Genomic DNA, 22,837 nt, shown 5'->3' with positions numbered 1-22,837 from the left:
TATATGAAAGCATTAGAGGTTTTATTAAATGTATTAATATCAATAATTAATCAATTAAACAAAGATGGATTCAAGATTTATGATGAAAATGACAGAGATTATTATATAGACAAAATTAGTTACTGTACTGAGGACGATAGATTAATAGTTAGTTTCAAGGAGGACAAGTAGATGGATAAACTTGAGTGGCTTAAAGAAAGGCAATGTGGAATTGGTGGAAGTGATGTAGGAGCAATACTTGGAGTTAATAAATATAAGACTACATTTGAAGTATATATAGAGAAAACAGAACCTATTGAAGAAGTTAAAGAACAATTTGAGAGTGCTTACTGGGGGGACCAGCTAGAAGAAATAGTTGCTAAAGAATTTGAGAAGGGAACTGGTAAGAAAGTTAGAAGAGATAGAAAGCATTACAAACATAAGGATTATCCTTTTATGGTAGCCAATATAGACCGAAGAGTAGTAGGAGAAAATGCGATACTAGAATGTAAAACTGCTAATCAATATTTAACTAATGAGTGGCAAGAAGATGAAGTACCAGCAAGTTATTTACTTCAAGTACAACATTACTTATTTGTTACAGGAGCAGAAATAGGATATATTGCAGTATTAATTGGTGGACAAAAGTTTATATGGAAAGAGATCAAAAGAGATGAAGAATTAATTCAAATGATTATTGAAGCAGAGAAAAGCTTTTGGAAAATGGTAGAGGATAAAACTCCACCAGCTTTAGATGGATCTAGTGCTGCAGAAAAGTATCTTAAAGAAAAATATAAAGAATCAGAAACAGATAAATCAGTAGAGCTAGGATTTAAATATAAAGAGAAAATTAAATCTTATTTAGAAATGAAGGAACAACTAAAGAGTTTTGAAGCACAAGTAAAAGAATTAGAGAATCAAATTAAATTTGAAATAGGTAAAGCAGAGTATGCATATGCTCCTGGATATAGCTTAAGCTGGAAAAATATTTTATCAAACAGAGTTGATAGTAAAAAACTTAAGTCAGAGTTTCCAGAAGTATATGAAAAGGTGGTTAAAGAAAGTATTAGTAGAAAGTTCAATATTAAGGAGGATAAATAATTATGGCAACAGCAAATAGTTTAAAAAATCAATTAGCAAAGAAAGAAGGAGCAGGACAACCTTCTGCAATAACAAATAACGTTAAAGGTATTATGGATAGTCCAGCAGTTAAGAAAAGATTTGAAGAAGTTCTTATGGAAAGAGCTCCACAGTATATGAGTTCTATAGTTAATTTAGTTAATAGTGATGTTAATCTAAAGAAATGTGAACCTATGTCAGTTGTAGCAAGTTGTATGGTAGCAGCAACTATGGATTTACCAGTAGATAAAAACTTAGGATATGCATGGGTAGTACCTTATGGAACAAAGGCTCAATTCCAAATGGGATATAAGGGATATATTCAACTAGCTTTAAGAACAGGACAGTATAAAGGAATTAATGTAGTTGAAATAAGGGAAGGTGAGTTAATAAGCTGGAATCCACTTTCAGAAGAAGTTCAAATAGATTTTACTCAAAGAAAATCAGATAAAGTTATTGGATATGCTGGATATTTTAAATTACTAAATGGATTTGAAAAAACAGTTTATTGGAGCAGAGAAGATGTAGAAGCTCATGCTAAGAAATTCTCTAAAACATATAGCTTTAAAAATGGAGTATGGCAAACTGATTTTGACAGTATGGCTAAAAAGACAGTTCTAAGAAACTTATTAAGTAAGTGGGGTATTTTATCAATAGAAATGCAAAAGGCTTATAGTGCTGATAATAATTCAGTTAAAGACACTATTCTTAAAGAAGATAATGTAGAGATAGATTTTGAAACCGGAGAAGTAATAGAAGATGTTGAATATACAGATCCAGTAGAAGAATTTGAAGGAACACCATTTGTAGGAGAATAGGAGATTAATTATGCAAGAGGGAGGATGGATAAAACTATATAGGTCAATAAGAAAACATTGGCTTTGGGAAGATGCCGAAAAGCTGAAATGGTGGATAGACATCCTCCTACAAGCTAACCATCAAGAAAGAAAAATTTTAATTGGAAATGAACTTGTAACAATAGAAAGAGGAAGTTTTCATACCTCAATAATGAAATTATCAGATAGATGGCATGTTGACCGAAAGACAGTAAAAAAGTTTTTAGAATTACTTGAAAAAGATAAAATGATTACTCTAAAAACTTCAAAAAAAGGGACAACGCTCAAAGTAAGTAATTATGAGGGTTATCAAGCAATTTCAGATATGCAAAGTCCCAATAAAATGGACAACACTATGGACAACGGTGTGGACAAGGGGATGGACATCAGTATGGACAACGGTGTCCCAATAAAGTCCCAACAAAGTGGACACAAACAAGAATTAAAGAATTATAAGAATTATAAGAATGATGAAAAAGGAGAAGAAAGGGAAGAAGGCAAAGAAGAATCAGTACCTGTACTTCAACCCCTTTCCTTCCCAACTGATACACATAAGAAAATTTATGATAATACATCTGAAGTAAGTTATAGAACTTGGTTTATAGATACAGAGATAACTGAAACTGATAATAAAATAACTATACAAGCTAATAGTGATTTTATTAAAGGTGTAATTATAAATAAATTTAAAGATAAGTTATATAATATCTTTCTAAAAGAGATAGAAGTTGTATAGGAGGTTAATATGAGTAAGTTAACACCTCATGAATTGATGCTTGAAACATTAAAAGAATTAGAAAGAAGAAAATACTTAAGAGAAAAGGGAAAGCTGGAAGCAGAAAGTTTTTTAGCAGAGAACAGGATAAGAACTAATAAAAATATGAGTAGGATAAGATGTAAGAGTTATAGAGGAAAGTAATAAGGTGAACAATGAATAAATATTTAAGTCATAAAACTGTAATAGATGGAATTACATTTGATTCTAAAGATGAAGCTAAATATTATGAAGTACTTAAGATAAGGAAGTATAGAGGGGAAATAGAAAACTTTGAATTGCAACCTAAGTTTACGTTGGTAGATGGATTTAAGAAAGATAGTAAAACTTATAGACCAATAACATATACATCAGACTTTGTTATTTATCACAATAATGGTAGTGAGGAATATGTAGATGTCAAGGGAATGACAACACAACAAGGTGAGCTAAGAATAAAATTATTTAATCACTTTTATAGAGATTTAAAGTTAAGAATAGTTGCAAGAAGTCTAAAGTATGGTGATGAATATGGATTTATAGATTATTACGAATTACAGAAAATAAGGAGAAAAAATAGGAGGGGAAAAGATGATTTGTAATAAATGCAAGAAGTTAATAGTTATGAATGCTTTCTGCAAAACAGAATGTAATAAATGTGCAACTCCAATAACAACAGGACACATGCCAGGATACACAATATGTAAAAAATGCTCTTCATATTGGGGGATTTGTGAACAATGTGGAAAAGAACTTACAGATGAAGAGATAGAAGTGGAGGATAGAAAGAATGAATAAGGTAATTTTAATCGGTAGAATTACAAAGGATCCAGAGTTAAATTATGCAGCAGGAACAGGAACTGCAATTTGTAGATTTACTCTAGCAGTAACAAGACCTTTCAAAAAGGATGAAACAGATTTTATTAACTGTATAGCCTTTGGTAAGACTGGAGAAACAATAGCACAATATCTAACAAAGGGAAGGCAATTAGCAGTAACAGGAAGTATAAGAACAGGTAGTTATGATGCTAAGGATGGAACTAAGAGATATACAACAGATATAGTAGTGGATTCATTTGAATTTATAGGAAGTGGACAAGCTAATAATAATCAAGATGGAACATCTAACAGTTTTAACCGAGATAGTAATTTTGAAGAAGATATGACTCCTGTAGAAGATGGAGATATGCCTTTTTAGGGGGAGATGATAAGTGAATAGACAGGAAAGAAGAAAAAGAGAACGTGAGATAGAAAAGGATATGAATATTTTAAGGAAGTTGCCAGAGAAGGAAGTACTTAAGATAAATGAAATTATTAATAAAATTGCTAAGACTAAAGCTGAAGAAGCATTGAACCTAATAGATAGAAGTTTTTCAGCAGTTTTAGTAAATGAAGGTTGGAGTTTTAAAGAAATAAAGAGAATCCAGGATATAATGTCTAATTTTATGATAGAGGACCAAGAGAAAATTAAATTATTAGAGAAGGAGAATATTGATATGGCAAAGTTACAAGAAGAAGTTAAAGTGTTTATGGGTGAATTGATAAGAAGTGGAAAATCTAGACAAGATGTTATTAAAGAAACAATTTTCAAATTTCCTAAGCTAAGCAAAACTGCAATAAATAATGCTTACGGGAAAATACAGGAAGAGATAGAAATTGAAGATGCAGCAGCTTATATTTTAGAAGATACAAAGAAAATTAAGACTGTAGTAAAAAAGGAAGAAGCTAAGAAGGTTTCAGATGAACTTTCAAGGCAATTAAAAAAGGACATAGAGAAAAAGCATACTCCCGAAGCTGGACAAATGGTAGTTAATAAAGAATTTGATGGATTAGAAGTATTAGAGGAAGTAGTAATAAAAGAGATTAAAGTAAAAGGAGCTAATGGAGTATATAATGCAAAAACAGGCTTAGGAGTTGCACTAGAAAATGAAGGATATAAGATAGCATTTAGTAATATAGAAGAATTAGAAAATTTCTGTAGAGAATTTAAAAAGGTATTTTCAAAAATATAGATTAGAGGGATAAGGAAGTAACTTATGAGATTAGTTTTTATATGGTTAATAGGATTATTGTTGTGATGGTTATTTGTATATAAAGCTACTAAAGGGGATAAAAAAGAATAATTTAAATAAAAAGGGAGCTATTACTAGCTCCTTTAAAGAGTGGATGTTAATGAGTTATTTAGTTAATTATTAATCTAAGTTTTCTCTATACCCAAGAAGTAATTAACTACCTAGGTATATGAGGGCTATATAAGTTTAATAATTAATATTAAAGCTAATATTACTATAACAGAGTATAAAATGTCTGTTATAGAATATTGTGGTGCCTTACTCATTACATTCCACCTCCAGTATTCAGTTTATATTAATTAGTATGTTCGAAAAGTAAAAACTTTATTCATAAAAAGTAAGACTATTATAAAATAATGCTAATAGAACAAAAACAAATAAAAATATACTTAAGGGGGAATAATGTGGATAAAGAACTATTTAGAAAGACAGAAGGAAAGTTATATAGATATTATGAAAATAAGAAATATCTATTTGGACTGAATGAAAAGATAGCAAGGCTAGAATATCATAAAGATGTTATAGAGTATGATATAAGGCATACTAACATTAGAATAGATCCTTACCAAAATGGAGCAGGAATATCTGAAAGGGTACAAACATCATCTACTGGTACAAGCTATGCAGAGCAAGAAATAATAAATGAAATAGATAGGTTAGAAAGAGAAAGAGTTAAGATAATAAAGCAAATACTAAAGACTAAAGCTAAGAAAAGAGAATTAGAAAACTATATAAGTAATATGGAATTTAATGTAAATATGCTTAATGAAGAAAGTAAAAGATTCTTAGAATTAAAGTATAGTGATAAAGCAAGAGTTATAGCAATATCTCAAAAAATGAATATGGCAGTAGCAACAGTATATAGAATAAGAGAAGAGATATTAGAAAATGTAGCTAACTTTATGAATATTATAAAATAATGAGAAGGTTTTGAGAAAAACATGAGAATTTTTTAATAGTAAGATACTTTATAATAATAGTATGGAAAACTAGGACAGGGTTTTCTATATGGTTTGACCTCCTATATTTATAGCACCTAGTGTAAAAGCTAGGTGTAATGTGAAGATATAGTTCAATGGTAGAACAATAGGCTGTTAACCTATATATGTAAGTTCAATTCTTACTATCTCCTCCAAGCTAACTATGACTTTTATACTATCGTAGGTTAAGGTATAAAACGAGTAAAGTAAATAATCTATTGACAGGCGATAAGGCCTTACCTTTAGGCACATAGCCGAATAGATAATGAAGGAGTAATATCCTTTTGTGGCTTGTTTATGCAGGCAAGGGTTAAGTTAATTACCTTCGAGATTAGTGGATAAACTTAATGGATAGGTGCTGAGTGTGAAGCCAATGGAGTTCCCCAACATACTAAAATCTCTCTCATAAATACTCAATACCCTTTTATTGAAAAGCACTTAGCTAAAATGGTTAAGTGCTTTTAAATTAATTTATAAATATAGAAGGTTTTTACAAAGATGTGTCGTATATATATTATAAATACACATTATAAATACATATTATAGGGGGACTTTATGACTGTAGAGGTTGGAATATTAAATAAACATGGGATTGCATTAGCTTCAGATAGTGCAGTAACAATTGGAAATGGAATTGGATATTATAATTCTGCGAATAAATTGTTTGAGTTAACAAAAGGTAATCCGGTAGGTATTATGATTTACAACAATTCGTTTTTTATGGGATGTCCAGTCGAGATTATTGTAAAAGAGTATAGAAAAAGAATTGGAATAAAAAAATTTGATACTTTAAGAGAATATTGGAATGACTTTATGAATTTTTTAAAAGAATTTGTAATAGAATATAACATTAATGAAAAAGAATATTTGCTTTATGTTATGTGTGACTATTTAGAAGATATGGATACACTAATAAAAAATACAATTGATGATTTTATCAAAGAAATAGAAGAGAATGATGATATTAATTTTAATAATAGCAATGAATATGAAATAATGATAAATTCTAGGATTGAAAAAGCAATTTCAGAATTTAGGGAGTTTATAGAAGGTTTTCCTGACGATGATGAATTCATGAGTATTAAGGAAAGAATCATTGATGAAATTAATGAAGACTTATTAGAAAAGTTAGATTTGATTATAGAATTTAAACTTGAAGAATCAGTGAAAGAAATAATAATTAATACATGTTATGGATTAATAACAAAGAAAATATATAACCCGGCCTCCACAGGATTTGTAGTAGCAGGATACGGAGATAAAGAAATATATCCCCAAATAATAGCAGCAGAGATATCGGGATGTTATTTTGGTAACTTAAAAACTGGTAAAATTGTTGAGGAAGAAATTGATGATAGAAATATGGCGGCGATTATACCATTTGCACAGGATGATGTAATAAAAACATTCATGAATGGAATGGATTATAGTTTTATGGATAAAATAAATAAAGTAATAATGAATAATGAATCTATATGTAAGTTAGATATCGATGAAAGCTGCAGAAAAAGTATTTTAAATGATATTGATAAAGAATTTGGAAAGTTTTCTTATAATAAACACTGGGGTCCTATGATAAATACAGTAGCTAGTTCACCAAAGGAAGAATTGTCTCTTATGGCAGAAACTTTGGTAAACCTTACTTCATTCAGAAGAAAAATGAATATGGATGAAATGAGTCAAACTGTTGGAGGACCAATAGATGTTGCAATAATAAGTAAAGGTGATGGATTTATATGGATAAAAAGGAAACAATATTTTGATAAGGATATTAATTATAGGTATTTACAAAGAACATGAATGTAAGGAGATGATTTTATGGAAATGATTATAACAGCAAAGGAAGGTTTAAAGAAGAATACATCTTTAGTTAACAAGTGTTATTTAGGATATTTGAAAAATAGAATAAAAAAAGAAAATAAGTTTGAAGATAAGGATGAAATAGAGAAATATATAAAGGCTAAATGGGGAAGTAAATAGCAGAATTTTAGAGATATTAAGAAGAATCCAATCATGGATTCTTCTTATTTTATATAAATAGCCAGTACTGGAGATAGTAAGCAATAATTCAAATAAGAAAATATGAAAGAATGGTGCTAACACCCTTTGGTACAAACCTTCTACTTACTAGATTTAATATATTATGTTAAAAAGAAAAGACAATGAAATGTTTAAATAGCTCTAGAGATAGAGTTTTTTATTTTATATAAAAATGGGAGGTAGTATTAATGGACAGGATAACAGATAAACAAATGATATTTGCAAATGAATACTTGATAGACCTTAATGCTACTAGAGCATATAAGAAAGCTTATCCTAATGTAAAGAAAGATAGTGTAGCAAAAGCAGCAGCAAGTAGACTGTTAACAAATGTTAACCTTAAAAATTATATTGATGAACAACTTAAGAAAATAGAAGATGAAAGCATAGCAAATGCAACAGAAGTAATGAAGTATCTGACTAAGGTCATGAGAAATGAACTTACAGAAGAAGTAGTTGTAGTAGAAGGAGAAGGATGTTCATCAGCAAGAATAGTTAAGAAAGATATATCAGCTAAAGATAGAAATAAAGCAGCAGAGCTCTTAGGTAAGAGATATAGATTATTTACTGAAAAGATTGAATTTGATGGAGTTCAACAAGTTCAGATAGTAGATGATATAGATGATTAAAGTAAAATTAAAATCAATAATTGCTTCAAGTTTTTATGAAGCACATAAAGATATAAAAAGAGGACTTCATACTCACTACTGGTTTAAAGGTGGTAGAGGTAGTACGAAGTCTTCTTTTATTTCTATTGAAATAGTTCTAGGAATGATGAAGGATGCACAGCAAGGAATAATGTCTAATGCCTTGGTACTTAGAAGAGTTAAAGATACTCTATCAGAATCAGTTAGGGACCAGATTAAATGGGCAATAGATATATTAGGGGTAAGTGATGAATGGCACGTTCCAGAAGCCAAATTAACAATAACATATAAACCTACTGGACAAGTAATAAGATTTAAAGGTGCTGATAATCCTAAGAAAGTTAAATCTACTAAAGTACCAAAAGGATATATTAAATATATTTGGTATGAAGAAGTAGATGAATTTGAAGGAAAGTATAAGATAGATACAATTAATCAATCTCTTATGAGAGGTGGACCTAAGTTCTTTGTATTCTATTCTTTTAATCCACCAGAAAGTCAAAGGAATTGGTGTAACCAAGAAGTAGTTGAAACTAGAAAAGATAAGTTTGTACATCATAGTGATTATAGAGCGGTACCTAAAGAGTGGTTAGGAGAACAGTTTATTATTGAAGCTGAACATATGAAGAAGGTTAATCCTAATAAGTATGAACATGACTACTTAGGAGCTGTAACTGGTACTGGTGGAGAAGTCTTTAGAAATATAACAGTAAGAGAAATAACAGATGATGAAATAAAAGTATTTGATAGATTAAAGAATGGTTTAGACTTTGGATATGCTGCAGATCCTTTAGCTTATTTATTAATGAATTATGATAAGACTAGAAAGAAATTATATGTATTTGGAGAAGTTTATAAAATTCAATTAAGTAATAGTAAAGCTGTTGAAGAAATAAAGAAACTTAATCCACTAAATAAAAGAGTTACTGCAGATAGTGCAGAGCCTAGAACAATAAACGAATTTAAGAAGTTAGGATTAAATATAGCAGGTGCAAAGAAGGGACCAGATTCAGTAGAACATGGTCTTAAATTTTTATCAGAAGAATTAGAAGAAATAATAATAGATCCAGTAAGGTGTCCTAATACTAAAAGAGAGTTTGTAGGTTATGAAATAGAAAAAGATAAAGAAGGAAACCTAAAGGGAGAATATCCAGATAAGAATAATCATACTATAGATGCTTGTAGGTATGGAATGGAAGGTGAGATTAACTCAACTAAGGTAAAAGTTAAGAGCAAGGTTAAGCTAGGATTAAGATAATTTCGCTAAATTTTGATTTAACGAATACTAAATAAATAACCTATTTAAGCCATTTGTAAGATATGAAAATAATAAAATGTGTTTATTAGAACTAAACATTAATTATAAAAATTACTATTTCGTATATGTAGTTACGAAATGATATAAAAAGAGGTGATGAAATGTCAATAATAAAAGATAGGGATTTACTAAATGAAGATGGTAGTATTCCTATTAAACTATTAGTTAAGTGTATTGCTGAACATCAAAGTATTGTTAGTAATAGATATGATAATCTTAATAAATATTATGATGGAGAACATAAAATATTAAATAGAACTTTATCAACAAGTTCTTTACCTAACAATAAGATAGTTGCTAATCATGCTGAATATATCACAGATATGGCAACAGGATATGTATTTGGTACTCCAGTAAGTTATGGTGGTAATGGATCAGATGAATTAAATGATATATTTATAAATATTGATGAAGATTCGCATAACAATGAATTAGCATTAGATTTATCTATATTTGGTGTAGGATATGAATTGTTATATATGAATAATGAAGAAGTACCTTATCCAGAGCTAGCAGTAGTAAGCCCTTTAACTTCTTTTTTAGTTGTAGATAGTACTGTAAAACATAAGGCTATATTTGGAGTTACTTATTATCCTAAGTACGATATTGATAATACTTTAAAAGGATATGATATTAATGTTTATACAGATAAAAATACAACTCATTATTTCTTTAAAGACTTAAATAATGAATTACCAGCTATTGATGAACCAGAAGAACATTTCTTTAATGGAATACCATTAATAGAATATAAAAATAATAAGAAACTTAAAGGAGATTTTGAAGGAGTAATAACTTTAATTGATGCTTATAATTTACTTCAATCAGATAGAATTAATGATAAGGAGCAGGTAGTAGATGCATTACTAGCTGTTATAGGTGCTTCACTTGGAGATAATGAAGAAGAAGTTGTTAAAACAGCTAAATTATTAAAGGAATTAAAAATTATAGAGTTAGAGCAAGGTGGAGATGCTAAGTGGTTAGTAAAGAATCTTAATGAAACTGAAATAGAAGTTCTAAAGAAATCCCTTAAAGATGATATACATGAATTTAGTAAAGTTCCATGTTTAACAGATGAAAACTTTGTAGGCAATGCTTCTGGAGTAGCTATGAAGTACAAGCTATTAGGCTTTGAGCAATTAGGAAAAACTAAAGAGAGATACTTTAAACAAGGTTTAAGGCAAAGGCTAAAGCTTATGTCAAATATAGAAAATATAAGAGCAAAAAATATAAATTCTAGTGACATAGATATTACTATGAAGAGATCACTTCCAGTAGACGATGAACTTGCTGCAAGAATAGCCCAAGAAACAGATGGGTTTATTAGTTGGGAAACTAGAGTTAAGAGATTTGATGAAGAAATAGATATTGAAGAAGAAAGAAAAAGGCTAGATGAAGAAAAGAAAAAGAATATAGAGGACCAACAAAAAGCCTTTGGATCATATGATTTTAAAAATATCACCAAAGAAGATGGTGAGGTAGATGAAGAATAGAAGTAATGTTTATTGGAATAATAGAGCCAATGAGAGAATGGCAGAGTATCATAGAAATAGTGATACTACTATAAATAAAATTAATGCTGCATATGATAAAGCTATTAAAGATATAAATGAAGATATAAACAATATATTCTACAAATATAAGTTAGATAGTCAACTAAGTGAGAAGGAATTTAAACAATTATTAAATTCTAAAATATCTAAAAAAGAATTAGACGATATAAGAGCAAAGATATATGGAATACAAGATGAAGAATTAAAAAAATATATGATGGCTCAACTTAATTCAGAAGCTTATAAATCTAGAATAACAAGACTAGAAGCTATGAAAGAAAGTGTATATATAAATACTAAGTTAGCAGCAGATGTTGAAATAAAACAAAGTACAAAGCTATATACAGATAACATAAATAAAGCCTATTACTCTAATATATTTGATATTCAAAAAGGCTTAGGAATAGGGTTTAATGTAGCAGAAATGCCTTTAGGAAGTGTACAAGAGATACTTAAGAATAATTGGAGTGGAAAACATTATAGTAAGCGTGTATGGAAGAATACGGACATATTAGCAGAGAAGTTAGAAGAAGTAATAACAAGTGCTTTAATGAGTGGTAAAAGTTCTAGAAGGATGGCCATGGAATTAGAGGAATTAACTAACTATGGTAAGTTTGCATCTGAAAGACTAATTAGAACTGAAACTACTTATATATCTAATGAAGCTGAAATAGAATCTTATAAAGAATGTGGAGTCGATAAATATATTTTTGTGGCAACATTAGATTTAAGAACATCAAGTGCTTGTAGAGAGCAAGATAGAAAAATTTATAGGGTAGATAAAGCACAAGCGGGCATTAATCTTCCACCTTTACATCCTCATTGTAGAAGTACAACAAGAGCTTATTTAGGAAAAGGAACATTAAAAGATATTAATAGAAGGGCAAGGGATCCAGAGACAGGTAAGACTTATCTAGTACCTGGGGATATGAGTTATCAAGAATGGTATGATAAGTTTGTAGTTGATAAGTATAGCAAAGATAATGCAGAAGTAGTTGAGAAGATGATTAAGAATAAATCTTCAGATAGAAAGCAATTTAATAATTATAAGGAAGTTTTAGGAAAAGAATCGCCAAAGGCATTGAAAGACTTCAAAGATATAAAGTATAATAAGATTAATGAATGGAATAATTTAAAAGCACAATATAGAAAGATTAATTATTATAATAAGGTTATAAAAAATGAGCCTAATATAACATTAGATTTAAAGGAAATATCAAATAATAGCGGATCAGAATTAGTTGGATTAGATTTTAGATTGAAGTCAAAAGAATCTTATCTAAGAAAAGTAAATACCGATAGTAAGAATAGTTTAGAGCCAGATATTATAAAGAATGTGATTGAAGATACGAATGATATAATTAGATATACATATCAATCTTCTTATAAAGACTTAACAAATAAGTATTTTGAAATTAACAATGCTTTAAATGAGAAGGGATATAATCAAATAAAATTAAAAAATACATGGTTAGTAAAGAGTAATCCTTATAAAGGAGTTAACTGTAACTATGTAGCACCAAGCGGACAAAAGTTTGAAATTCAATATCATACTCCAGAAAGCTTTGAGCTTAAGAATGGAGAACTGCATAGTTTATATGAAAAGTGGAGAGTTATAGAGAATAAAACTTCAAAAGAAGCCATAGAGTTATCAAAAAGGATGGCTGAACTTTCAAGTAAATTAAAGTATCCAGATAATATTAATAAAGTGAGGTGAGAATATGGATTATTATTTCATATCAGATCTAAATAAAGTTGCTAAAATAGAAAACTATGTACCTTATATTTATGATAAGAATAACGGTTGGGTAGTAGATAATAAGAATATTCTTATGGATAGGATTATGGGTTATGATGGTGAGTCAATTGGAAATAGTTCAGAATTATTTAAAGTTGATAGTATTACAGAAGAACAAGCAAATAAGATAATAAAGAATTTGTAGGAGCACTTACTAAGTTAAATAGTAGGTGCTTTTATTATGCCCTGAGTAAGGCTTAAAACTGCTCTAATTTTATTGAATCTAATGGGCATTGAACATTAAGGGGCAAGGAGGAAGAAATGAAAAGAAATTTAATAATGAATCTACAACTATTTGGTTTAGTTGGGATATCTAGACCTTTTTTTGAAGCAGATGGAGGAGCTGGAAGTGGTGCTACTGGAACTGGGGCAGAAAATGGCAATGGTGAAGGTACGGGAGAAGGAACTCAAGGGCAGGAAGGTGGAGAAAAATCTTTTGATGATGTATTAAAAGATAAAAAGTATCAATCTGAATTTGATAAAAGAGTAGCTAAAGCTTTAGAAACTGCTAAAGGAAAATGGGAAACAGATTATCAAGCTAAAATAGAAGAAGCTAAGACAGAAGCTCAAAAGTTAGCAAAAATGAATGCTGACCAAAAAGCAGAGTATGAAGCACAAAAGAAGTTAGATGAACTAACTAAGAGAGAAAAAGACATAACCACTAGAGAATTAAGAGCGACAGCTTATGAAACTCTAGCAGAAAAAAATCTACCTAAGGAGTTAGTAGATATACTTAACTATTCAGATGCTGAATCATGCAATAAAAGTATTGAATCAGTAGAGAAGGCTTTTCAATCAGCTGTAGAGAAAGCTGTAAATGATAAGTTAAGAGGTGGAAATCCTCCTAAGGGTGGACAAGGAAAAATTGACAATGATGCAGCTTTAAGAGCAGCATTTGGGCTTAAATAATTAAAAGAAAGAAGGAATGAACAATGGCAAATACAATAGCATTAGCTAAGAAATATGTAGCTTTACTAGATGAAGTTTACAAGGAAACAGCAAAAACTGCAGTATTAGAAAGCGATGCTTCTTTAGCACAACAAGGAGCAAATGCAAATGAAATTATTATACCTAAACTAGATATGGATGGATTAGGAGACTACGACAGAAATAGTGGTTATACAACAGGATCAGTTACTTTAACAAATGAAACAGTTAAGTTTAACTATGAAAGAGGTAGAATGTTTCAAGTAGATGCAATGGATAATGAGGAATCTCAAAACATTGCATTTGGAAGATTAGCTGGAGAATTTATTAGAACTAAAGTAGTACCAGAAATAGATGCTTTCAGATTTGCAACATTAGCAGGGATTACTGGAATATCTAAGGTAGCAGCAGGAGCAACACTTGCAGATGGAGCAGCTGTAATTACAGCTTTAAGAGCAGCAACAAATAAAATGGATGAAGATGAAGTTCCAATGGAGGACAGAATTCTTTTCATAACTCCTACTTTATATGGTGCTGTACAAGATTTAGATACAACTAAATCAAAAGAAGTTTTAGCAAGGTTTAGTCAAGTTATTCAAGTCCCACAAAGTAGATTTTATACTGCCATTGACTTGAAAGATGGAAAAACAGAAGGAGAAGAAGCAGGAGGATATGTTAAAGCAACAGCTGGAAAAGATATTAACTTTATAATTGCACATAAACCTGCTGTAATTCAATATACAAAGCATGCAGTACCTAAAATAATTACACCAGAACTTAACCAAGATGCAGATGCATGGAAATATGGTTATAGAAACTATGGATTAGAAGATGTATATGAAAATAAGGTAGCTGGTATTTATCTTCACCATAAAGCATAGGAGGGGTATCATGGCAAAAACAGTAGGATTAGTTTTTGAAGATAATAAAGAACTAAAATTGCTTAATAAGGATCAATTAAAAGCAATCGCCACAGAGTTAGGCTTAGAATATGATTCGAAGATTAATAAAGAAGATTTAATATCATTAATAGAAGATAATCAAGGGGAAGAGTAATCTTCATCTAATTAATGAGGTGTTATTATGACACAGTTAGAAAGGCTGAAAATAAGATTAGAAATTAATAAGGAAGATACTAGTCAAGATGATTTACTTAATATGTTTCTAGAAGATGCTGAATCTGAAATACTAGATTTTACTAATAGAGATACACTTCCAGTAAGAGCAGAAGCTTTGCAAAGAGAACTAGCTATTATCTATAGGAATAGGCTAGGAAGTGAAGGAGAAACTTCTAGAAGCGAAGGAGGAATATCTGTATCTTATTCTACAGATATACCAGAGAATATAAAAAATAGGTTAATAGCTTTTAGAAGGCTTAAGTTAGTAGGTGTTGCTAATGCGAATAAAGAATAAAAAGACTTATTATCTTAAAAAGAAAATAGTAATAGAAGATGATGAAGGTGGTAAATATCCAGGATATTCAGAGCCTATAGAAATACAAGCTAATATAAGTCCTGCATCTGGTAAGCTACAAGCAGAAGTTTATGGAGAAAGATTAAATTATATGCTTAATATGTTATATGATGGTCCAGAATATATAAATGAAGGTGATGGAATATGTGTTTATATTTCTAAAGAGATCAAACCAGATTATAAGGTTATAAGTATCAAAAGATATTCACATCTATTTATTGAATTAGAGAAGATATAAAAATGGGCAAGAGTGTTGTAGGTTTAGATAGCCTTCTTAAAAAGTTAAATAAATTAGGTGGAAATATTGATGAAGTACTTACACAAAGTATAGGAGAACAAACTAAGCTTGTGCAAGGAGATGCAAAAGACTTATGTCCAGTTGATATGGGGGACTTAAGAAATAGTATTAAGGGGAACGTAAAGAAGTATAATGGGAGAATAGTTGGAGTAGTATCTACTAATAGTGATCATGCAGCATATGTTGAATTTGGAACAGGTAAAGTTGGAGAAAGAACTAATAAAAATACTAGTGTAAATGTTAGTTATAAGCAGGATAAGTGGTTAGTTAATATACCAGATGTAGGACCAAGATGGATTGAAGGACAATCTGCACAACCTTATCTTTATCCAGCTTTAAAAAACAATGAAGAAAGAATTATAGAAAATATAAAAGCAGATGTTAGAAAAGCAATTAGGGAGGTAGCTAAGAAGTGATAAATATTAAACCTATAATATTAAAAGAATTAAAGAAAGTATCAATAAATGTTAATGATTCTTATCCTTCTGATTGGGCAACATTCCCTGTAATACAGTATGTAGAAGAAGATAATAAAACACATACTAAAACAGATGATAAAGAGCAATTAGCTTATATAAGGTACAAAATTGATATATGGAATGATAGAAGTACTTCTGAAACTGTATTAAAGGTTGATGAAGTACTTTCTTCTTTAGGATTAATAAGAATACAATGCCTAGATACACCAGAACCTAGTCAATTAAAGCATAAGGTGATGAGATATGAAGGCATTATTGATGTAAATAATATGAGTGTTTATAACTCTTAAAAGGAGGAATGAAAAGTGTTAGCTAATGGAATTAAGCTAGGATATAAAGAAAAAGGGGCTTCTGGTACAACATATACTGATCTAACTGGATTAAAGGAAGTTCCAGAGATTGGTATAGAACCAGAAAAAGTTGAAAATACTTGTTTATCTGATAAAGTAAAACAGTATGAAAATGGGATAGGTGATGCAGGAGATTTAGAGTTTAAGTTTAAATATGAGAATTCAAGTGCTACTAGTCCATATAGAGTATTAAGAAAAGCACAAGAAGCTGGAAAGACATTAAGTTTCCAAGAAACATTACCAGATGGAACAACATTTACATGGGATGCACAACCTAGTGTAAAACTTGGTGGTGGAGGAGTAAATGGAGTGATTGAGTTCACTCTTAAGATGGCACTACAGAGTGAAATAGTTTCAGTAGATCCAACGGCGGGAGCATAAATTTAATCTATAAATTCCCATATATTGTAGTATAATGAGATTAACAATATATGGGGGTGTGAAAGATGAATGATAAGAATAGAATAACTGCATTACTTCTATGTATATTCGGATTTTTTCTAGGATTACATAATTGGTATTTAGGAAATTACAAAAGAGCGGTACTATTTACTATAACAATTGGTGGTTTTGGAATATGGTGGATATATGACATAATAAAAATAGTTACAGATACAAGGTATATAGAACATTATAATGGAGAATATACCAAAGGAGAAAAAGAAAATCAATTTACGAAAAGGATTGAAAATCAAGCTAAGATAGATGAAATAAAACAGAAGATGGCTCCAATTAATGATGATGTAGTACGCTGCCCTAAATGTGGAAGTTCTCAGCTATCTGCAAATAAAAAAGGCTTTAGCTTAGGAAAAGCAGTAGCTGGTGGAGTGTTGTTAGTACCTATTGCTGGAGTAGCAACAGGAATGATAGGAAAAAATAAAATAATTATAACTTGTTTAAATTGTGGGAAACAGTTTAAACCAGGAACAAAATAAGCACTTACTTATGTAGGTGCTTTTATTATGCTAATTTTAAGGAGGAAAAAGAATGGCAAGAAAGCAATTTGCAATATGGAATGTAGGAGAGGAAGAGTACAAGTTAAAGCTTAAGACTTCAACTCTGTGTGATTTAGAAGAAAAGTTAGGTACTAGCTTAATGAATGTATTAGGTAATGGAAATATGCCTGCATTAAAGATAATGCTTACAATAACTCATTATGCTATTAAAGATTATAATGCAAACATTAAATTTAAAGATGTACAGGATTTATTTGATAAATATGTAGAAGATGGTGGAAGTCAATTAGAATTTTTCACTAAGGTAATAATGGATATTTACAAGGTGAGTGGTTTTTTTACGGAAGCACAATCGGAAATGATGGAGGAGAAGCAAGAGAAAGCAGAGGAGATGCTCCAAGGCTAGAAAGTTATACGGAACATATTGAGAATTTATACCCTCAATTTCTTGATATGGGATATATTCCATCTTTATTTTGGGATAGTTCATTATTAGAAATATATGATTTAATGGATAGTTACAACCGAAGAAAGAAAAATGAAATGAAAGAGTTAGAAGAAAAGCTTAAAGCTGAAATATCTCTTAATACTGTACTAGCAAGGCAGATAGGGGAATATGTAGCTAGTTTATTTAATAAGGAAGCTGCATTAACACCATTAAATAAATTTTTTCCTACTCTTTTTGAACCTGATGAAGAAGAAATTAATAATGATATGGCTTTATATAAGGCTAATATGGAGGAATTTGCTTTTAGGCATAATGAGAGATTAAAAAGAAAGGAAGAGTAGTTTATGGATGGTATGACTTTGGAAAAGCTGCAAGTTCTTATTGAAGCACAAACTAAAGGCTTTAGAGATGAAGTTGCAAAAGTTCAAAATGAAGTTAAAAAAATGACTACCAATTTTAATAGTGAAGTTAATAAAGTTAAGAATATATTTAAAAGCTTAGGCAAGTTCGTAGCAGCAGTAGGAATTGGTAAATTCTTTGTAGATAGTACAAGACAAGCTATGAAGGTTGAAGCAGCCATTCAACAGATAACTCGTACAATGGGGGAGAGTACGAATCAGTTCTTAAAATGGGCTCAAAACAATGCTCTAGCATTTAATATGTCACAAAGTGATGCTATGAGTTATGGAGCTATATTTTCCAATCTAGTAAGTACTTTTAGTAGTGGAACTAAGGAAACACTACAATATACTACAGATTTATTAAAAGCATCTTCAATAATTGCTAGTGGTACAGGTAGAACCATGGAAGATGTAATGGAACGTATTAGATCTGGTTTACTTGGAAATACAGAAGCTATTGAGGATTTAGGTGTAAATGTTAATGTAGCTATGTTACAGAGTACAGAAGCCTTTAAAAGATTTGCTAATGGTAAGTCATGGGATCAATTATCTTTTCAAACTCAATAACAAATAAGGTTAATGGCTATATTAGAGCAAACACAAAATAAATTTGGTGGAGAAGTATTTAATAATACAAATGGTGCTTTGCAACAATTAGTAGCAGTATTAAAAGATGTTGCTTTAAACATAGGAAATGCTTTCTTACCTATACTTAATATAGTTTTGCCTATATTAACTGGACTAGCACTTAAATTAAGAGAAGTAACAGCATATATTGCAACATTTATGCAAGTCTTATTTGGTAAGAAAGGTAATAGTACAGCAGTTAATACTATGCAATCTGCAACTAGTGCTGCTATTAACGGAGCAAGTGCTCAAAATGCCTATAATGATGCTTTAGGTGATACTGGAGATACTGCTAAGAAAACTGCTAAAGAAATGAATAGACTATTAGGTGGATTTGATGAAATTAATTCAATCAGTAATAGCGGCTCTAGTGGAGCAGGACTTCCTGGTTCAAGTGGAATAGGTGGTGGAGCAGTTGATATTCCATCTATAGATTTAGGATTAAGTGAGGAACCAGATACTAGTGGAATATCAAAAGCAGCTGAAAAAATAAGAAGTATATTTAAAGGTATAGCTGATTTCTTTAAAGAAAACAAGGCTATAATTTTAGGCGTTTTAAGTGGATTAATAGCAGGAATAATAGGATTATTTGTGGCTGGAAATTGGGGAGCAATAACAGGGGTAATAGCAGGTGTTATATCACAGATAAAGGGTATAACAGGACTATTTAACTTCTTATGGATGGCAATTAAATCTTGCAATTTAAATGTTATTAGTTATGCTTTCTTTGGAATTTCTGGACCTGCATTAATTGTAGTAGGAGTTATAGCAGCTGTTATAGGAGCTATAGTTTATTTGTGGAACACAAGTGAAGAATTTAGAAATATAATTAAAGATATTTTAAATGATATATGGTCATTGATAAAAAGATTATGGGACGAAGTACTAAAACCTTTATTTAGTTTCTTAGCAGATATGTTTATGACAGTGATAATGCCTATTGCTGCTTTTCTAGGAACTGTATTAGTTGATGTAGTTATGGCAGTATTCAGGGTTATAAAATCAATTTGGGAGAATGTATTAAAACCATTAGTTGATTTCTTAATTGATATATTAGCTATAGCGTTGCAAGGTATTATTGATGTTTGGGAAGCATGGAAACCAGCTATAGAAGTTGTATTTGGTATATTGATGTGGCTATGGAACAATGCATTAAAACCATTAGTTGATTTTATTGTTAAGTTTATGTGCGGAGCAATTAAGGATTTTGGTATAACTGTAAAAGATGTGTTAGATGCAGTAAAAAGAATATTTGTTGGTATTATCGACTTTGTTACAGGTGTATTTACTGGAAATTGGTCTAGAGCGTGGAAAGGTGTAGTAAATATATTTGGTGGTATTATGGATGGATTAGGAGCTGTAATTAAAGCACCATTAAATGGTATAATATGGTTAATAAATCAAGCTATAAGTGGATTAAATAGAATATCTGTAGATATACCTTCATGGGTTCCTGGTTTTGGAGGAAAAACATTTGGAATAAGTATTCCTAGAGTCCCTTACTTAGCTAAAGGTGGTATTATAGATAGTCCAACTCTTGCAATGGTGGGTGAAGCTGGTAAAGAAGCAGTAGTACCTTTAGAGAATAATAAAGGTGGATTAAGAGAACTTGCAAGTTTATTATTAACAGAAATGGGTCCAAGGAACTCCAATGATAGCTTTGGTGATGGAGATTTAATATTACAAATAGATGGTAGTGTAATAGGTAAAGTAGCACTTAAGCAACTAAAGAGAATGCAAAGACAAGGTAATATAACATTAATACCAACATAGAAGGAGTGGTGATATGCTAAGTATAAATGGAGTGGCTATTGCTACTCCTAAAGTTTTTGAAGTAGCAGTTAGTGATTTAGATGGAGAATCTAATAGAAATGCTAATGGAGAACTTATAAGAGATAGAATAGCAGTTAAAAGAAAAATTAATTTAGAATGGGGTCCTTTAACTCAAGTTGAAATACAAACATTACTTAGTTCTGTAAGTAGTGTTTTTTTTACTGTTACTTTTCCAGATCCAATGAGTGGAGTAATAACTAAAACAATGTATGTAGGAGATAGAACTGCTCCAGCATATCAATATGTAAATGGTGAGGTTAAATGGCAAGGACTTAAAATGAATTTTATAGAGAAGTAATCTTTTAATTTAAATATGTTGTTACAACATTAAAGGATATTTTCTTCTAATATAGAAATATTTTAATTAGAAGGAGGTGTTCAATGATGGATAAAAATGATATGTTTAAACCTACTAAAGAAGAAACAAAGAATATTGCCGACAATTATTGGAAGGATTTATCTGATTATGCAGAGAAAAAACTTGATGAAATAAGTGATACTATAATTGCAGTAGCTAAGTCAGGAAAATATGAAACAGCTTTTGAAGTTTTAAAAACAGAAAAGGACTTTATAAAACAAAAGCTTGAGGATGTTGGATATAAAATCAAATTTAAAGATAAGCCAGGAGATGAAAAAAATATATATATGTTAGTATATTTTAATTAAAAGTTTAAAAGAGCCTTAAGGCTCTTTTTATTTTATACAAGGAGAATTGAAGCATGTTTAAAGTTTTAAAAAATATTATAAACAATAGAAAAGAAATAGAAAATATTAAACTTAAAATGACTATTTTAGAAGATGAAATTGCTGTTTTAAAATATAAAAATAGGGAGGAGAAATAATGTTAAATACAAATAAAAGTATAACTTTAAGTGGTACAAGCGTAATAGATGGAATTCAAGTAGCATATATGTCAGCTACAGTTGCTACTGATGGAGGAAATGGAGCTAATGTAAATAAAACGATAACTAATCAAGAAATTTATAATGCTAATAAAGCGCAAGTTAGAGCAGACATAGCAGAGTTTGAACAAGAGGTTTATAAAATAGAAGATGGAATGTTAGCTAAAACTTTAGAAGGGTAGGGATTTATTATGATAATAAAAAATGAAAAGCTAGTTAATAGTATAGGAGTTCTGAGCAAATTAACGAATATGGAGTTACCTATTAAGCTTAGTTATGCTTTTTCTAAAAATATAACTAAGATAGATAGTGAGTTAACTGTTTATAACAAAGAAAGACAAAAGTTAATAGAAAAATATGGAGAGAAGGATAAGGAAGGAAATTTAAAAACTAAAGAAGATGGGACTATTAATATATTAGATATAGATAGTTTTAATAAAGATTTAAAAGAAATTCTAGAAATAGAAACAGAAGTAGATATCCATGTTATAGATTTAGAAAACATTAATGCTGATATAAATATTACTCCTGGTGAGTTAATGGTTATTGATTATATGTTTAAATAGATCCTTCTAAAATATAAGAAAGGAGGGATATAAAATTTATACTACAAGTACAGCGTATAAAACAGCAATTAAAGAAGATTCCAGAGCCTTTGAATGCAGAGTAACAATATTAGATAAAGTTTATAAAAATGAGGATATAGTAGACATTATTATTGATGGAAATATACAACCTTCTGATGGATTTATGATAGGTGCTACAACTAGCCAAACTCTTGATTTAACGTTACTTAATAAAGGAGATATAGTTTATGGCACTAGTACTATCAAAGTAGAAATAGGATTAAAAATAGGCTCTATAGTAGAGTATATTCCTATTGGTATATATAACATAGATGATATAGAAAAAACTGACTATACAATAAAAATAACTGCATATGATAACATGATTAAATTTGAAAGAAATTTTACAACTAGTCTAGGTGATACTTAACAAGTAGTAAGTGAATTAACAAGAATAACAGGAGTACAATTTACAGGAAGC

General features: G+C 29.9%; 36 protein-coding genes and 1 tRNA gene. All 37 read left to right on the top strand.

Features of this window, described 5'->3' with window-relative positions:
* Positions 1 to 3 precede the first annotated feature (3 nt).
* The 37 genes from ACFYH6_RS11835 to ACFYH6_RS11655 all read left to right on the top strand — a co-directional run bounded on the left by ACFYH6_RS11835 (position 4) and on the right by ACFYH6_RS11655 (position 22,786).
* Positions 4 to 171 carry a hypothetical protein gene (locus ACFYH6_RS11835; protein ID WP_416178667.1) on the top strand — a complete coding sequence of 56 codons (168 nt, stop codon included), beginning with the start codon at positions 4 to 6 and terminating at the stop codon, positions 169 to 171.
* The gene (locus ACFYH6_RS11830; RefSeq protein ID WP_416178666.1) at positions 172 to 1,080 is read left to right on the top strand and encodes a YqaJ viral recombinase family protein; all 909 of its coding nucleotides are present in this window, start codon (positions 172 to 174) and stop codon (positions 1,078 to 1,080) included.
* A 2-nt stretch (positions 1,081 to 1,082) separates the two neighbouring features.
* Positions 1,083 to 1,916 (top strand): recombinase RecT, encoded by an 834-nt coding sequence (locus ACFYH6_RS11825; protein WP_416178665.1) that lies wholly within the window; start codon positions 1,083 to 1,085, stop codon positions 1,914 to 1,916.
* A gap of 10 nt (positions 1,917 to 1,926) precedes the next feature.
* On the top strand, positions 1,927 to 2,670 hold the full coding sequence (locus ACFYH6_RS11820; RefSeq protein WP_316343914.1) for a hypothetical protein: 744 nt from the start codon (positions 1,927 to 1,929) through the stop codon (positions 2,668 to 2,670).
* Positions 2,671 to 2,679: 9 nt separating this feature from the next.
* Positions 2,680 to 2,853 carry a hypothetical protein gene (locus tag ACFYH6_RS11815; RefSeq protein WP_316343913.1) on the top strand — a complete coding sequence of 58 codons (174 nt, stop codon included), beginning with the start codon at positions 2,680 to 2,682 and terminating at the stop codon, positions 2,851 to 2,853.
* A gap of 11 nt (positions 2,854 to 2,864) precedes the next feature.
* Positions 2,865 to 3,290 carry a DUF1064 domain-containing protein gene (locus ACFYH6_RS11810; RefSeq protein WP_316343912.1) on the top strand — a complete coding sequence of 142 codons (426 nt, stop codon included), beginning with the start codon at positions 2,865 to 2,867 and terminating at the stop codon, positions 3,288 to 3,290.
* On the top strand, positions 3,280 to 3,486 hold the full coding sequence (locus ACFYH6_RS11805; protein WP_316343911.1) for a hypothetical protein: 207 nt from the start codon (positions 3,280 to 3,282) through the stop codon (positions 3,484 to 3,486). Before ACFYH6_RS11810 ends, ACFYH6_RS11805 begins: the two co-directional genes overlap by 11 nt.
* Positions 3,479 to 3,886, top strand: a complete 408-nt coding sequence (locus ACFYH6_RS11800; RefSeq protein WP_416178664.1) for a single-stranded DNA-binding protein — start codon at positions 3,479 to 3,481, stop codon at positions 3,884 to 3,886. The genes ACFYH6_RS11805 and ACFYH6_RS11800 overlap by 8 nt, the downstream gene beginning before the upstream one ends.
* A 13-nt stretch (positions 3,887 to 3,899) precedes the next feature.
* Positions 3,900 to 4,700 (top strand): hypothetical protein, encoded by an 801-nt coding sequence (locus ACFYH6_RS11795; RefSeq protein WP_316343909.1) that lies wholly within the window; start codon positions 3,900 to 3,902, stop codon positions 4,698 to 4,700.
* 464 nt (positions 4,701 to 5,164) lie between these two features.
* Positions 5,165 to 5,680, top strand: coding sequence for a transcriptional regulator (locus ACFYH6_RS11790; protein WP_316343908.1), 516 nt, complete (start codon positions 5,165 to 5,167; stop codon positions 5,678 to 5,680).
* A gap of 141 nt (positions 5,681 to 5,821) precedes the next feature.
* Positions 5,822 to 5,895 (top strand) — tRNA-Asn (locus ACFYH6_RS11785).
* Between the two features lie 400 nt (positions 5,896 to 6,295).
* Positions 6,296 to 7,540 carry a hypothetical protein gene (locus tag ACFYH6_RS11780; protein WP_416178663.1) on the top strand — a complete coding sequence of 415 codons (1,245 nt, stop codon included), beginning with the start codon at positions 6,296 to 6,298 and terminating at the stop codon, positions 7,538 to 7,540.
* An 18-nt stretch (positions 7,541 to 7,558) separates the two neighbouring features.
* On the top strand, positions 7,559 to 7,720 hold the full coding sequence (locus ACFYH6_RS11775) for a hypothetical protein (protein WP_316343906.1): 162 nt from the start codon (positions 7,559 to 7,561) through the stop codon (positions 7,718 to 7,720).
* A 248-nt stretch (positions 7,721 to 7,968) separates the two neighbouring features.
* On the top strand, positions 7,969 to 8,409 hold the full coding sequence (locus ACFYH6_RS11770; protein WP_316343905.1) for a terminase small subunit: 441 nt from the start codon (positions 7,969 to 7,971) through the stop codon (positions 8,407 to 8,409).
* The gene (locus ACFYH6_RS11765; protein WP_316343904.1) at positions 8,402 to 9,685 is read left to right on the top strand and encodes a PBSX family phage terminase large subunit; all 1,284 of its coding nucleotides are present in this window, start codon (positions 8,402 to 8,404) and stop codon (positions 9,683 to 9,685) included. The genes ACFYH6_RS11770 and ACFYH6_RS11765 overlap by 8 nt, the downstream gene beginning before the upstream one ends.
* Positions 9,686 to 9,846: 161 nt before the next feature.
* Positions 9,847 to 11,238 (top strand): phage portal protein, encoded by a 1,392-nt coding sequence (locus ACFYH6_RS11760; RefSeq protein WP_416178662.1) that lies wholly within the window; start codon positions 9,847 to 9,849, stop codon positions 11,236 to 11,238.
* A complete protein-coding gene (locus ACFYH6_RS11755; RefSeq protein ID WP_416178661.1) occupies positions 11,228 to 13,015 on the top strand; it encodes a minor capsid protein in 1,788 nt (595 codons plus the stop codon). The genes ACFYH6_RS11760 and ACFYH6_RS11755 overlap by 11 nt, the downstream gene beginning before the upstream one ends.
* Before the next feature lie 4 nt (positions 13,016 to 13,019).
* Complete coding sequence (locus tag ACFYH6_RS11750) at positions 13,020 to 13,241, top strand: hypothetical protein (protein WP_316343293.1); 222 nt, start codon at positions 13,020 to 13,022, stop codon at positions 13,239 to 13,241.
* A gap of 116 nt (positions 13,242 to 13,357) precedes the next feature.
* Positions 13,358 to 14,005 carry a DUF4355 domain-containing protein gene (locus tag ACFYH6_RS11745; RefSeq protein ID WP_316343294.1) on the top strand — a complete coding sequence of 216 codons (648 nt, stop codon included), beginning with the start codon at positions 13,358 to 13,360 and terminating at the stop codon, positions 14,003 to 14,005.
* A gap of 23 nt (positions 14,006 to 14,028) precedes the next feature.
* Complete coding sequence (locus ACFYH6_RS11740) at positions 14,029 to 14,904, top strand: hypothetical protein (RefSeq protein WP_316343295.1); 876 nt, start codon at positions 14,029 to 14,031, stop codon at positions 14,902 to 14,904.
* A gap of 10 nt (positions 14,905 to 14,914) precedes the next feature.
* Positions 14,915 to 15,079: a Rho termination factor N-terminal domain-containing protein gene (locus ACFYH6_RS11735; RefSeq protein WP_316343296.1), complete on the top strand. Its 165-nt coding sequence runs from the start codon at positions 14,915 to 14,917 to the stop codon at positions 15,077 to 15,079.
* A 27-nt stretch (positions 15,080 to 15,106) separates the two neighbouring features.
* Complete coding sequence (locus tag ACFYH6_RS11730) at positions 15,107 to 15,436, top strand: phage head-tail connector protein (protein WP_316343297.1); 330 nt, start codon at positions 15,107 to 15,109, stop codon at positions 15,434 to 15,436.
* Positions 15,420 to 15,734, top strand: coding sequence for a hypothetical protein (locus ACFYH6_RS11725; protein WP_316343298.1), 315 nt, complete (start codon positions 15,420 to 15,422; stop codon positions 15,732 to 15,734). Before ACFYH6_RS11730 ends, ACFYH6_RS11725 begins: the two co-directional genes overlap by 17 nt.
* 2 nt (positions 15,735 to 15,736) lie before the next feature.
* Positions 15,737 to 16,210, top strand: coding sequence for an HK97-gp10 family putative phage morphogenesis protein (locus ACFYH6_RS11720; protein WP_316343299.1), 474 nt, complete (start codon positions 15,737 to 15,739; stop codon positions 16,208 to 16,210).
* Entirely contained in the window at positions 16,207 to 16,563 is a 357-nt protein-coding gene (locus tag ACFYH6_RS11715; RefSeq protein WP_316343300.1) for a hypothetical protein, read from the top strand. The genes ACFYH6_RS11720 and ACFYH6_RS11715 overlap by 4 nt, the downstream gene beginning before the upstream one ends.
* 15 nt (positions 16,564 to 16,578) lie before the next feature.
* Positions 16,579 to 17,004, top strand: a complete 426-nt coding sequence (locus tag ACFYH6_RS11710) for a phage tail tube protein (RefSeq protein WP_316343301.1) — start codon at positions 16,579 to 16,581, stop codon at positions 17,002 to 17,004.
* Positions 17,005 to 17,069: 65 nt separating this feature from the next.
* Positions 17,070 to 17,558, top strand: coding sequence for a TM2 domain-containing protein (locus tag ACFYH6_RS11705; protein ID WP_416178660.1), 489 nt, complete (start codon positions 17,070 to 17,072; stop codon positions 17,556 to 17,558).
* 52 nt (positions 17,559 to 17,610) lie between these two features.
* Positions 17,611 to 17,985: a DUF6096 family protein gene (locus ACFYH6_RS11700; protein WP_316343303.1), complete on the top strand. Its 375-nt coding sequence runs from the start codon at positions 17,611 to 17,613 to the stop codon at positions 17,983 to 17,985.
* A gap of 137 nt (positions 17,986 to 18,122) precedes the next feature.
* The gene (locus ACFYH6_RS11695; RefSeq protein ID WP_416246459.1) at positions 18,123 to 18,368 is read left to right on the top strand and encodes a hypothetical protein; all 246 of its coding nucleotides are present in this window, start codon (positions 18,123 to 18,125) and stop codon (positions 18,366 to 18,368) included.
* Positions 18,369 to 18,371: 3 nt separating this feature from the next.
* Positions 18,372 to 18,995 (top strand): hypothetical protein, encoded by a 624-nt coding sequence (locus tag ACFYH6_RS11690; RefSeq protein ID WP_416178658.1) that lies wholly within the window; start codon positions 18,372 to 18,374, stop codon positions 18,993 to 18,995.
* A gap of 12 nt (positions 18,996 to 19,007) precedes the next feature.
* The gene (locus ACFYH6_RS11685) at positions 19,008 to 20,828 is read left to right on the top strand and encodes a phage tail protein (RefSeq protein ID WP_416178657.1); all 1,821 of its coding nucleotides are present in this window, start codon (positions 19,008 to 19,010) and stop codon (positions 20,826 to 20,828) included.
* Between the two features lie 13 nt (positions 20,829 to 20,841).
* Positions 20,842 to 21,186, top strand: coding sequence for a DUF6711 family protein (locus ACFYH6_RS11680; protein WP_316343306.1), 345 nt, complete (start codon positions 20,842 to 20,844; stop codon positions 21,184 to 21,186).
* An 83-nt stretch (positions 21,187 to 21,269) separates the two neighbouring features.
* On the top strand, positions 21,270 to 21,554 hold the full coding sequence (locus tag ACFYH6_RS11675) for a hypothetical protein (RefSeq protein WP_316343307.1): 285 nt from the start codon (positions 21,270 to 21,272) through the stop codon (positions 21,552 to 21,554).
* A gap of 53 nt (positions 21,555 to 21,607) precedes the next feature.
* On the top strand, positions 21,608 to 21,730 hold the full coding sequence (locus ACFYH6_RS11670) for a hypothetical protein (RefSeq protein WP_316343308.1): 123 nt from the start codon (positions 21,608 to 21,610) through the stop codon (positions 21,728 to 21,730).
* A complete protein-coding gene (locus ACFYH6_RS11665; protein ID WP_316343309.1) occupies positions 21,730 to 21,972 on the top strand; it encodes a hypothetical protein in 243 nt (80 codons plus the stop codon). Before ACFYH6_RS11670 ends, ACFYH6_RS11665 begins: the two co-directional genes overlap by 1 nt.
* 9 nt (positions 21,973 to 21,981) lie before the next feature.
* On the top strand, positions 21,982 to 22,356 hold the full coding sequence (locus ACFYH6_RS11660; RefSeq protein ID WP_316343310.1) for a hypothetical protein: 375 nt from the start codon (positions 21,982 to 21,984) through the stop codon (positions 22,354 to 22,356).
* Positions 22,357 to 22,540: 184 nt separating this feature from the next.
* On the top strand, positions 22,541 to 22,786 hold the full coding sequence (locus tag ACFYH6_RS11655) for a hypothetical protein (protein WP_416178656.1): 246 nt from the start codon (positions 22,541 to 22,543) through the stop codon (positions 22,784 to 22,786).
* Positions 22,787 to 22,837: the final 51 nt, after the last annotated feature.

The organism is Clostridium sp. HCS.1 (assembly GCF_047900555.1).
Lineage (GTDB): Bacteria > Bacillota > Clostridia > Clostridiales > Clostridiaceae > Clostridium.
The sequence above is the reverse complement of the archived record's forward strand: the minus strand, read 5'-3'. Positions and strand labels throughout refer to the sequence as shown.

What these genes read in the sequence shown, in the direction of transcription:
- ACFYH6_RS11835 (WP_416178667.1), top strand. Translation starts at nt 4, where the DNA reads ATGAAAGCATTAGAGGTTTTATTAAATGTATTAATATCAATAATTAAT.
- ACFYH6_RS11830 (WP_416178666.1), top strand. Translation starts at nt 172, where the DNA reads ATGGATAAACTTGAGTGGCTTAAAGAAAGGCAATGTGGAATTGGTGGA.
- ACFYH6_RS11825 (WP_416178665.1), top strand. Translation starts at nt 1,083, where the DNA reads ATGGCAACAGCAAATAGTTTAAAAAATCAATTAGCAAAGAAAGAAGGA.
- ACFYH6_RS11820 (WP_316343914.1), top strand. Translation starts at nt 1,927, where the DNA reads ATGCAAGAGGGAGGATGGATAAAACTATATAGGTCAATAAGAAAACAT.
- ACFYH6_RS11815 (WP_316343913.1), top strand. Translation starts at nt 2,680, where the DNA reads ATGAGTAAGTTAACACCTCATGAATTGATGCTTGAAACATTAAAAGAA.
- ACFYH6_RS11810 (WP_316343912.1), top strand. Translation starts at nt 2,865, where the DNA reads ATGAATAAATATTTAAGTCATAAAACTGTAATAGATGGAATTACATTT.
- ACFYH6_RS11805 (WP_316343911.1), top strand. Translation starts at nt 3,280, where the DNA reads ATGATTTGTAATAAATGCAAGAAGTTAATAGTTATGAATGCTTTCTGC.
- ACFYH6_RS11800 (WP_416178664.1), top strand. Translation starts at nt 3,479, where the DNA reads ATGAATAAGGTAATTTTAATCGGTAGAATTACAAAGGATCCAGAGTTA.
- ACFYH6_RS11780 (WP_416178663.1), top strand. Translation starts at nt 6,296, where the DNA reads ATGACTGTAGAGGTTGGAATATTAAATAAACATGGGATTGCATTAGCT.
- ACFYH6_RS11775 (WP_316343906.1), top strand. Translation starts at nt 7,559, where the DNA reads ATGGAAATGATTATAACAGCAAAGGAAGGTTTAAAGAAGAATACATCT.
- ACFYH6_RS11770 (WP_316343905.1), top strand. Translation starts at nt 7,969, where the DNA reads ATGGACAGGATAACAGATAAACAAATGATATTTGCAAATGAATACTTG.
- ACFYH6_RS11765 (WP_316343904.1), top strand. Translation starts at nt 8,402, where the DNA reads ATGATTAAAGTAAAATTAAAATCAATAATTGCTTCAAGTTTTTATGAA.
- ACFYH6_RS11760 (WP_416178662.1), top strand. Translation starts at nt 9,847, where the DNA reads ATGTCAATAATAAAAGATAGGGATTTACTAAATGAAGATGGTAGTATT.
- ACFYH6_RS11755 (WP_416178661.1), top strand. Translation starts at nt 11,228, where the DNA reads ATGAAGAATAGAAGTAATGTTTATTGGAATAATAGAGCCAATGAGAGA.
- ACFYH6_RS11750 (WP_316343293.1), top strand. Translation starts at nt 13,020, where the DNA reads ATGGATTATTATTTCATATCAGATCTAAATAAAGTTGCTAAAATAGAA.
- ACFYH6_RS11745 (WP_316343294.1), top strand. Translation starts at nt 13,358, where the DNA reads ATGAAAAGAAATTTAATAATGAATCTACAACTATTTGGTTTAGTTGGG.
- ACFYH6_RS11740 (WP_316343295.1), top strand. Translation starts at nt 14,029, where the DNA reads ATGGCAAATACAATAGCATTAGCTAAGAAATATGTAGCTTTACTAGAT.
- ACFYH6_RS11735 (WP_316343296.1), top strand. Translation starts at nt 14,915, where the DNA reads ATGGCAAAAACAGTAGGATTAGTTTTTGAAGATAATAAAGAACTAAAA.
- ACFYH6_RS11730 (WP_316343297.1), top strand. Translation starts at nt 15,107, where the DNA reads ATGACACAGTTAGAAAGGCTGAAAATAAGATTAGAAATTAATAAGGAA.
- ACFYH6_RS11725 (WP_316343298.1), top strand. Translation starts at nt 15,420, where the DNA reads ATGCGAATAAAGAATAAAAAGACTTATTATCTTAAAAAGAAAATAGTA.
- ACFYH6_RS11720 (WP_316343299.1), top strand. Translation starts at nt 15,737, where the DNA reads ATGGGCAAGAGTGTTGTAGGTTTAGATAGCCTTCTTAAAAAGTTAAAT.
- ACFYH6_RS11705 (WP_416178660.1), top strand. Translation starts at nt 17,070, where the DNA reads ATGAATGATAAGAATAGAATAACTGCATTACTTCTATGTATATTCGGA.
- ACFYH6_RS11700 (WP_316343303.1), top strand. Translation starts at nt 17,611, where the DNA reads ATGGCAAGAAAGCAATTTGCAATATGGAATGTAGGAGAGGAAGAGTAC.
- ACFYH6_RS11695 (WP_416246459.1), top strand. Translation starts at nt 18,123, where the DNA reads ATGAAAGAGTTAGAAGAAAAGCTTAAAGCTGAAATATCTCTTAATACT.
- ACFYH6_RS11690 (WP_416178658.1), top strand. Translation starts at nt 18,372, where the DNA reads ATGGATGGTATGACTTTGGAAAAGCTGCAAGTTCTTATTGAAGCACAA.
- ACFYH6_RS11685 (WP_416178657.1), top strand. Translation starts at nt 19,008, where the DNA reads ATGGCTATATTAGAGCAAACACAAAATAAATTTGGTGGAGAAGTATTT.
- ACFYH6_RS11680 (WP_316343306.1), top strand. Translation starts at nt 20,842, where the DNA reads ATGCTAAGTATAAATGGAGTGGCTATTGCTACTCCTAAAGTTTTTGAA.
- ACFYH6_RS11675 (WP_316343307.1), top strand. Translation starts at nt 21,270, where the DNA reads ATGATGGATAAAAATGATATGTTTAAACCTACTAAAGAAGAAACAAAG.
- ACFYH6_RS11670 (WP_316343308.1), top strand. Translation starts at nt 21,608, where the DNA reads ATGTTTAAAGTTTTAAAAAATATTATAAACAATAGAAAAGAAATAGAA.
- ACFYH6_RS11665 (WP_316343309.1), top strand. Translation starts at nt 21,730, where the DNA reads ATGTTAAATACAAATAAAAGTATAACTTTAAGTGGTACAAGCGTAATA.
- ACFYH6_RS11660 (WP_316343310.1), top strand. Translation starts at nt 21,982, where the DNA reads ATGATAATAAAAAATGAAAAGCTAGTTAATAGTATAGGAGTTCTGAGC.
- ACFYH6_RS11655 (WP_416178656.1), top strand. Translation starts at nt 22,541, where the DNA reads ATGATAGGTGCTACAACTAGCCAAACTCTTGATTTAACGTTACTTAAT.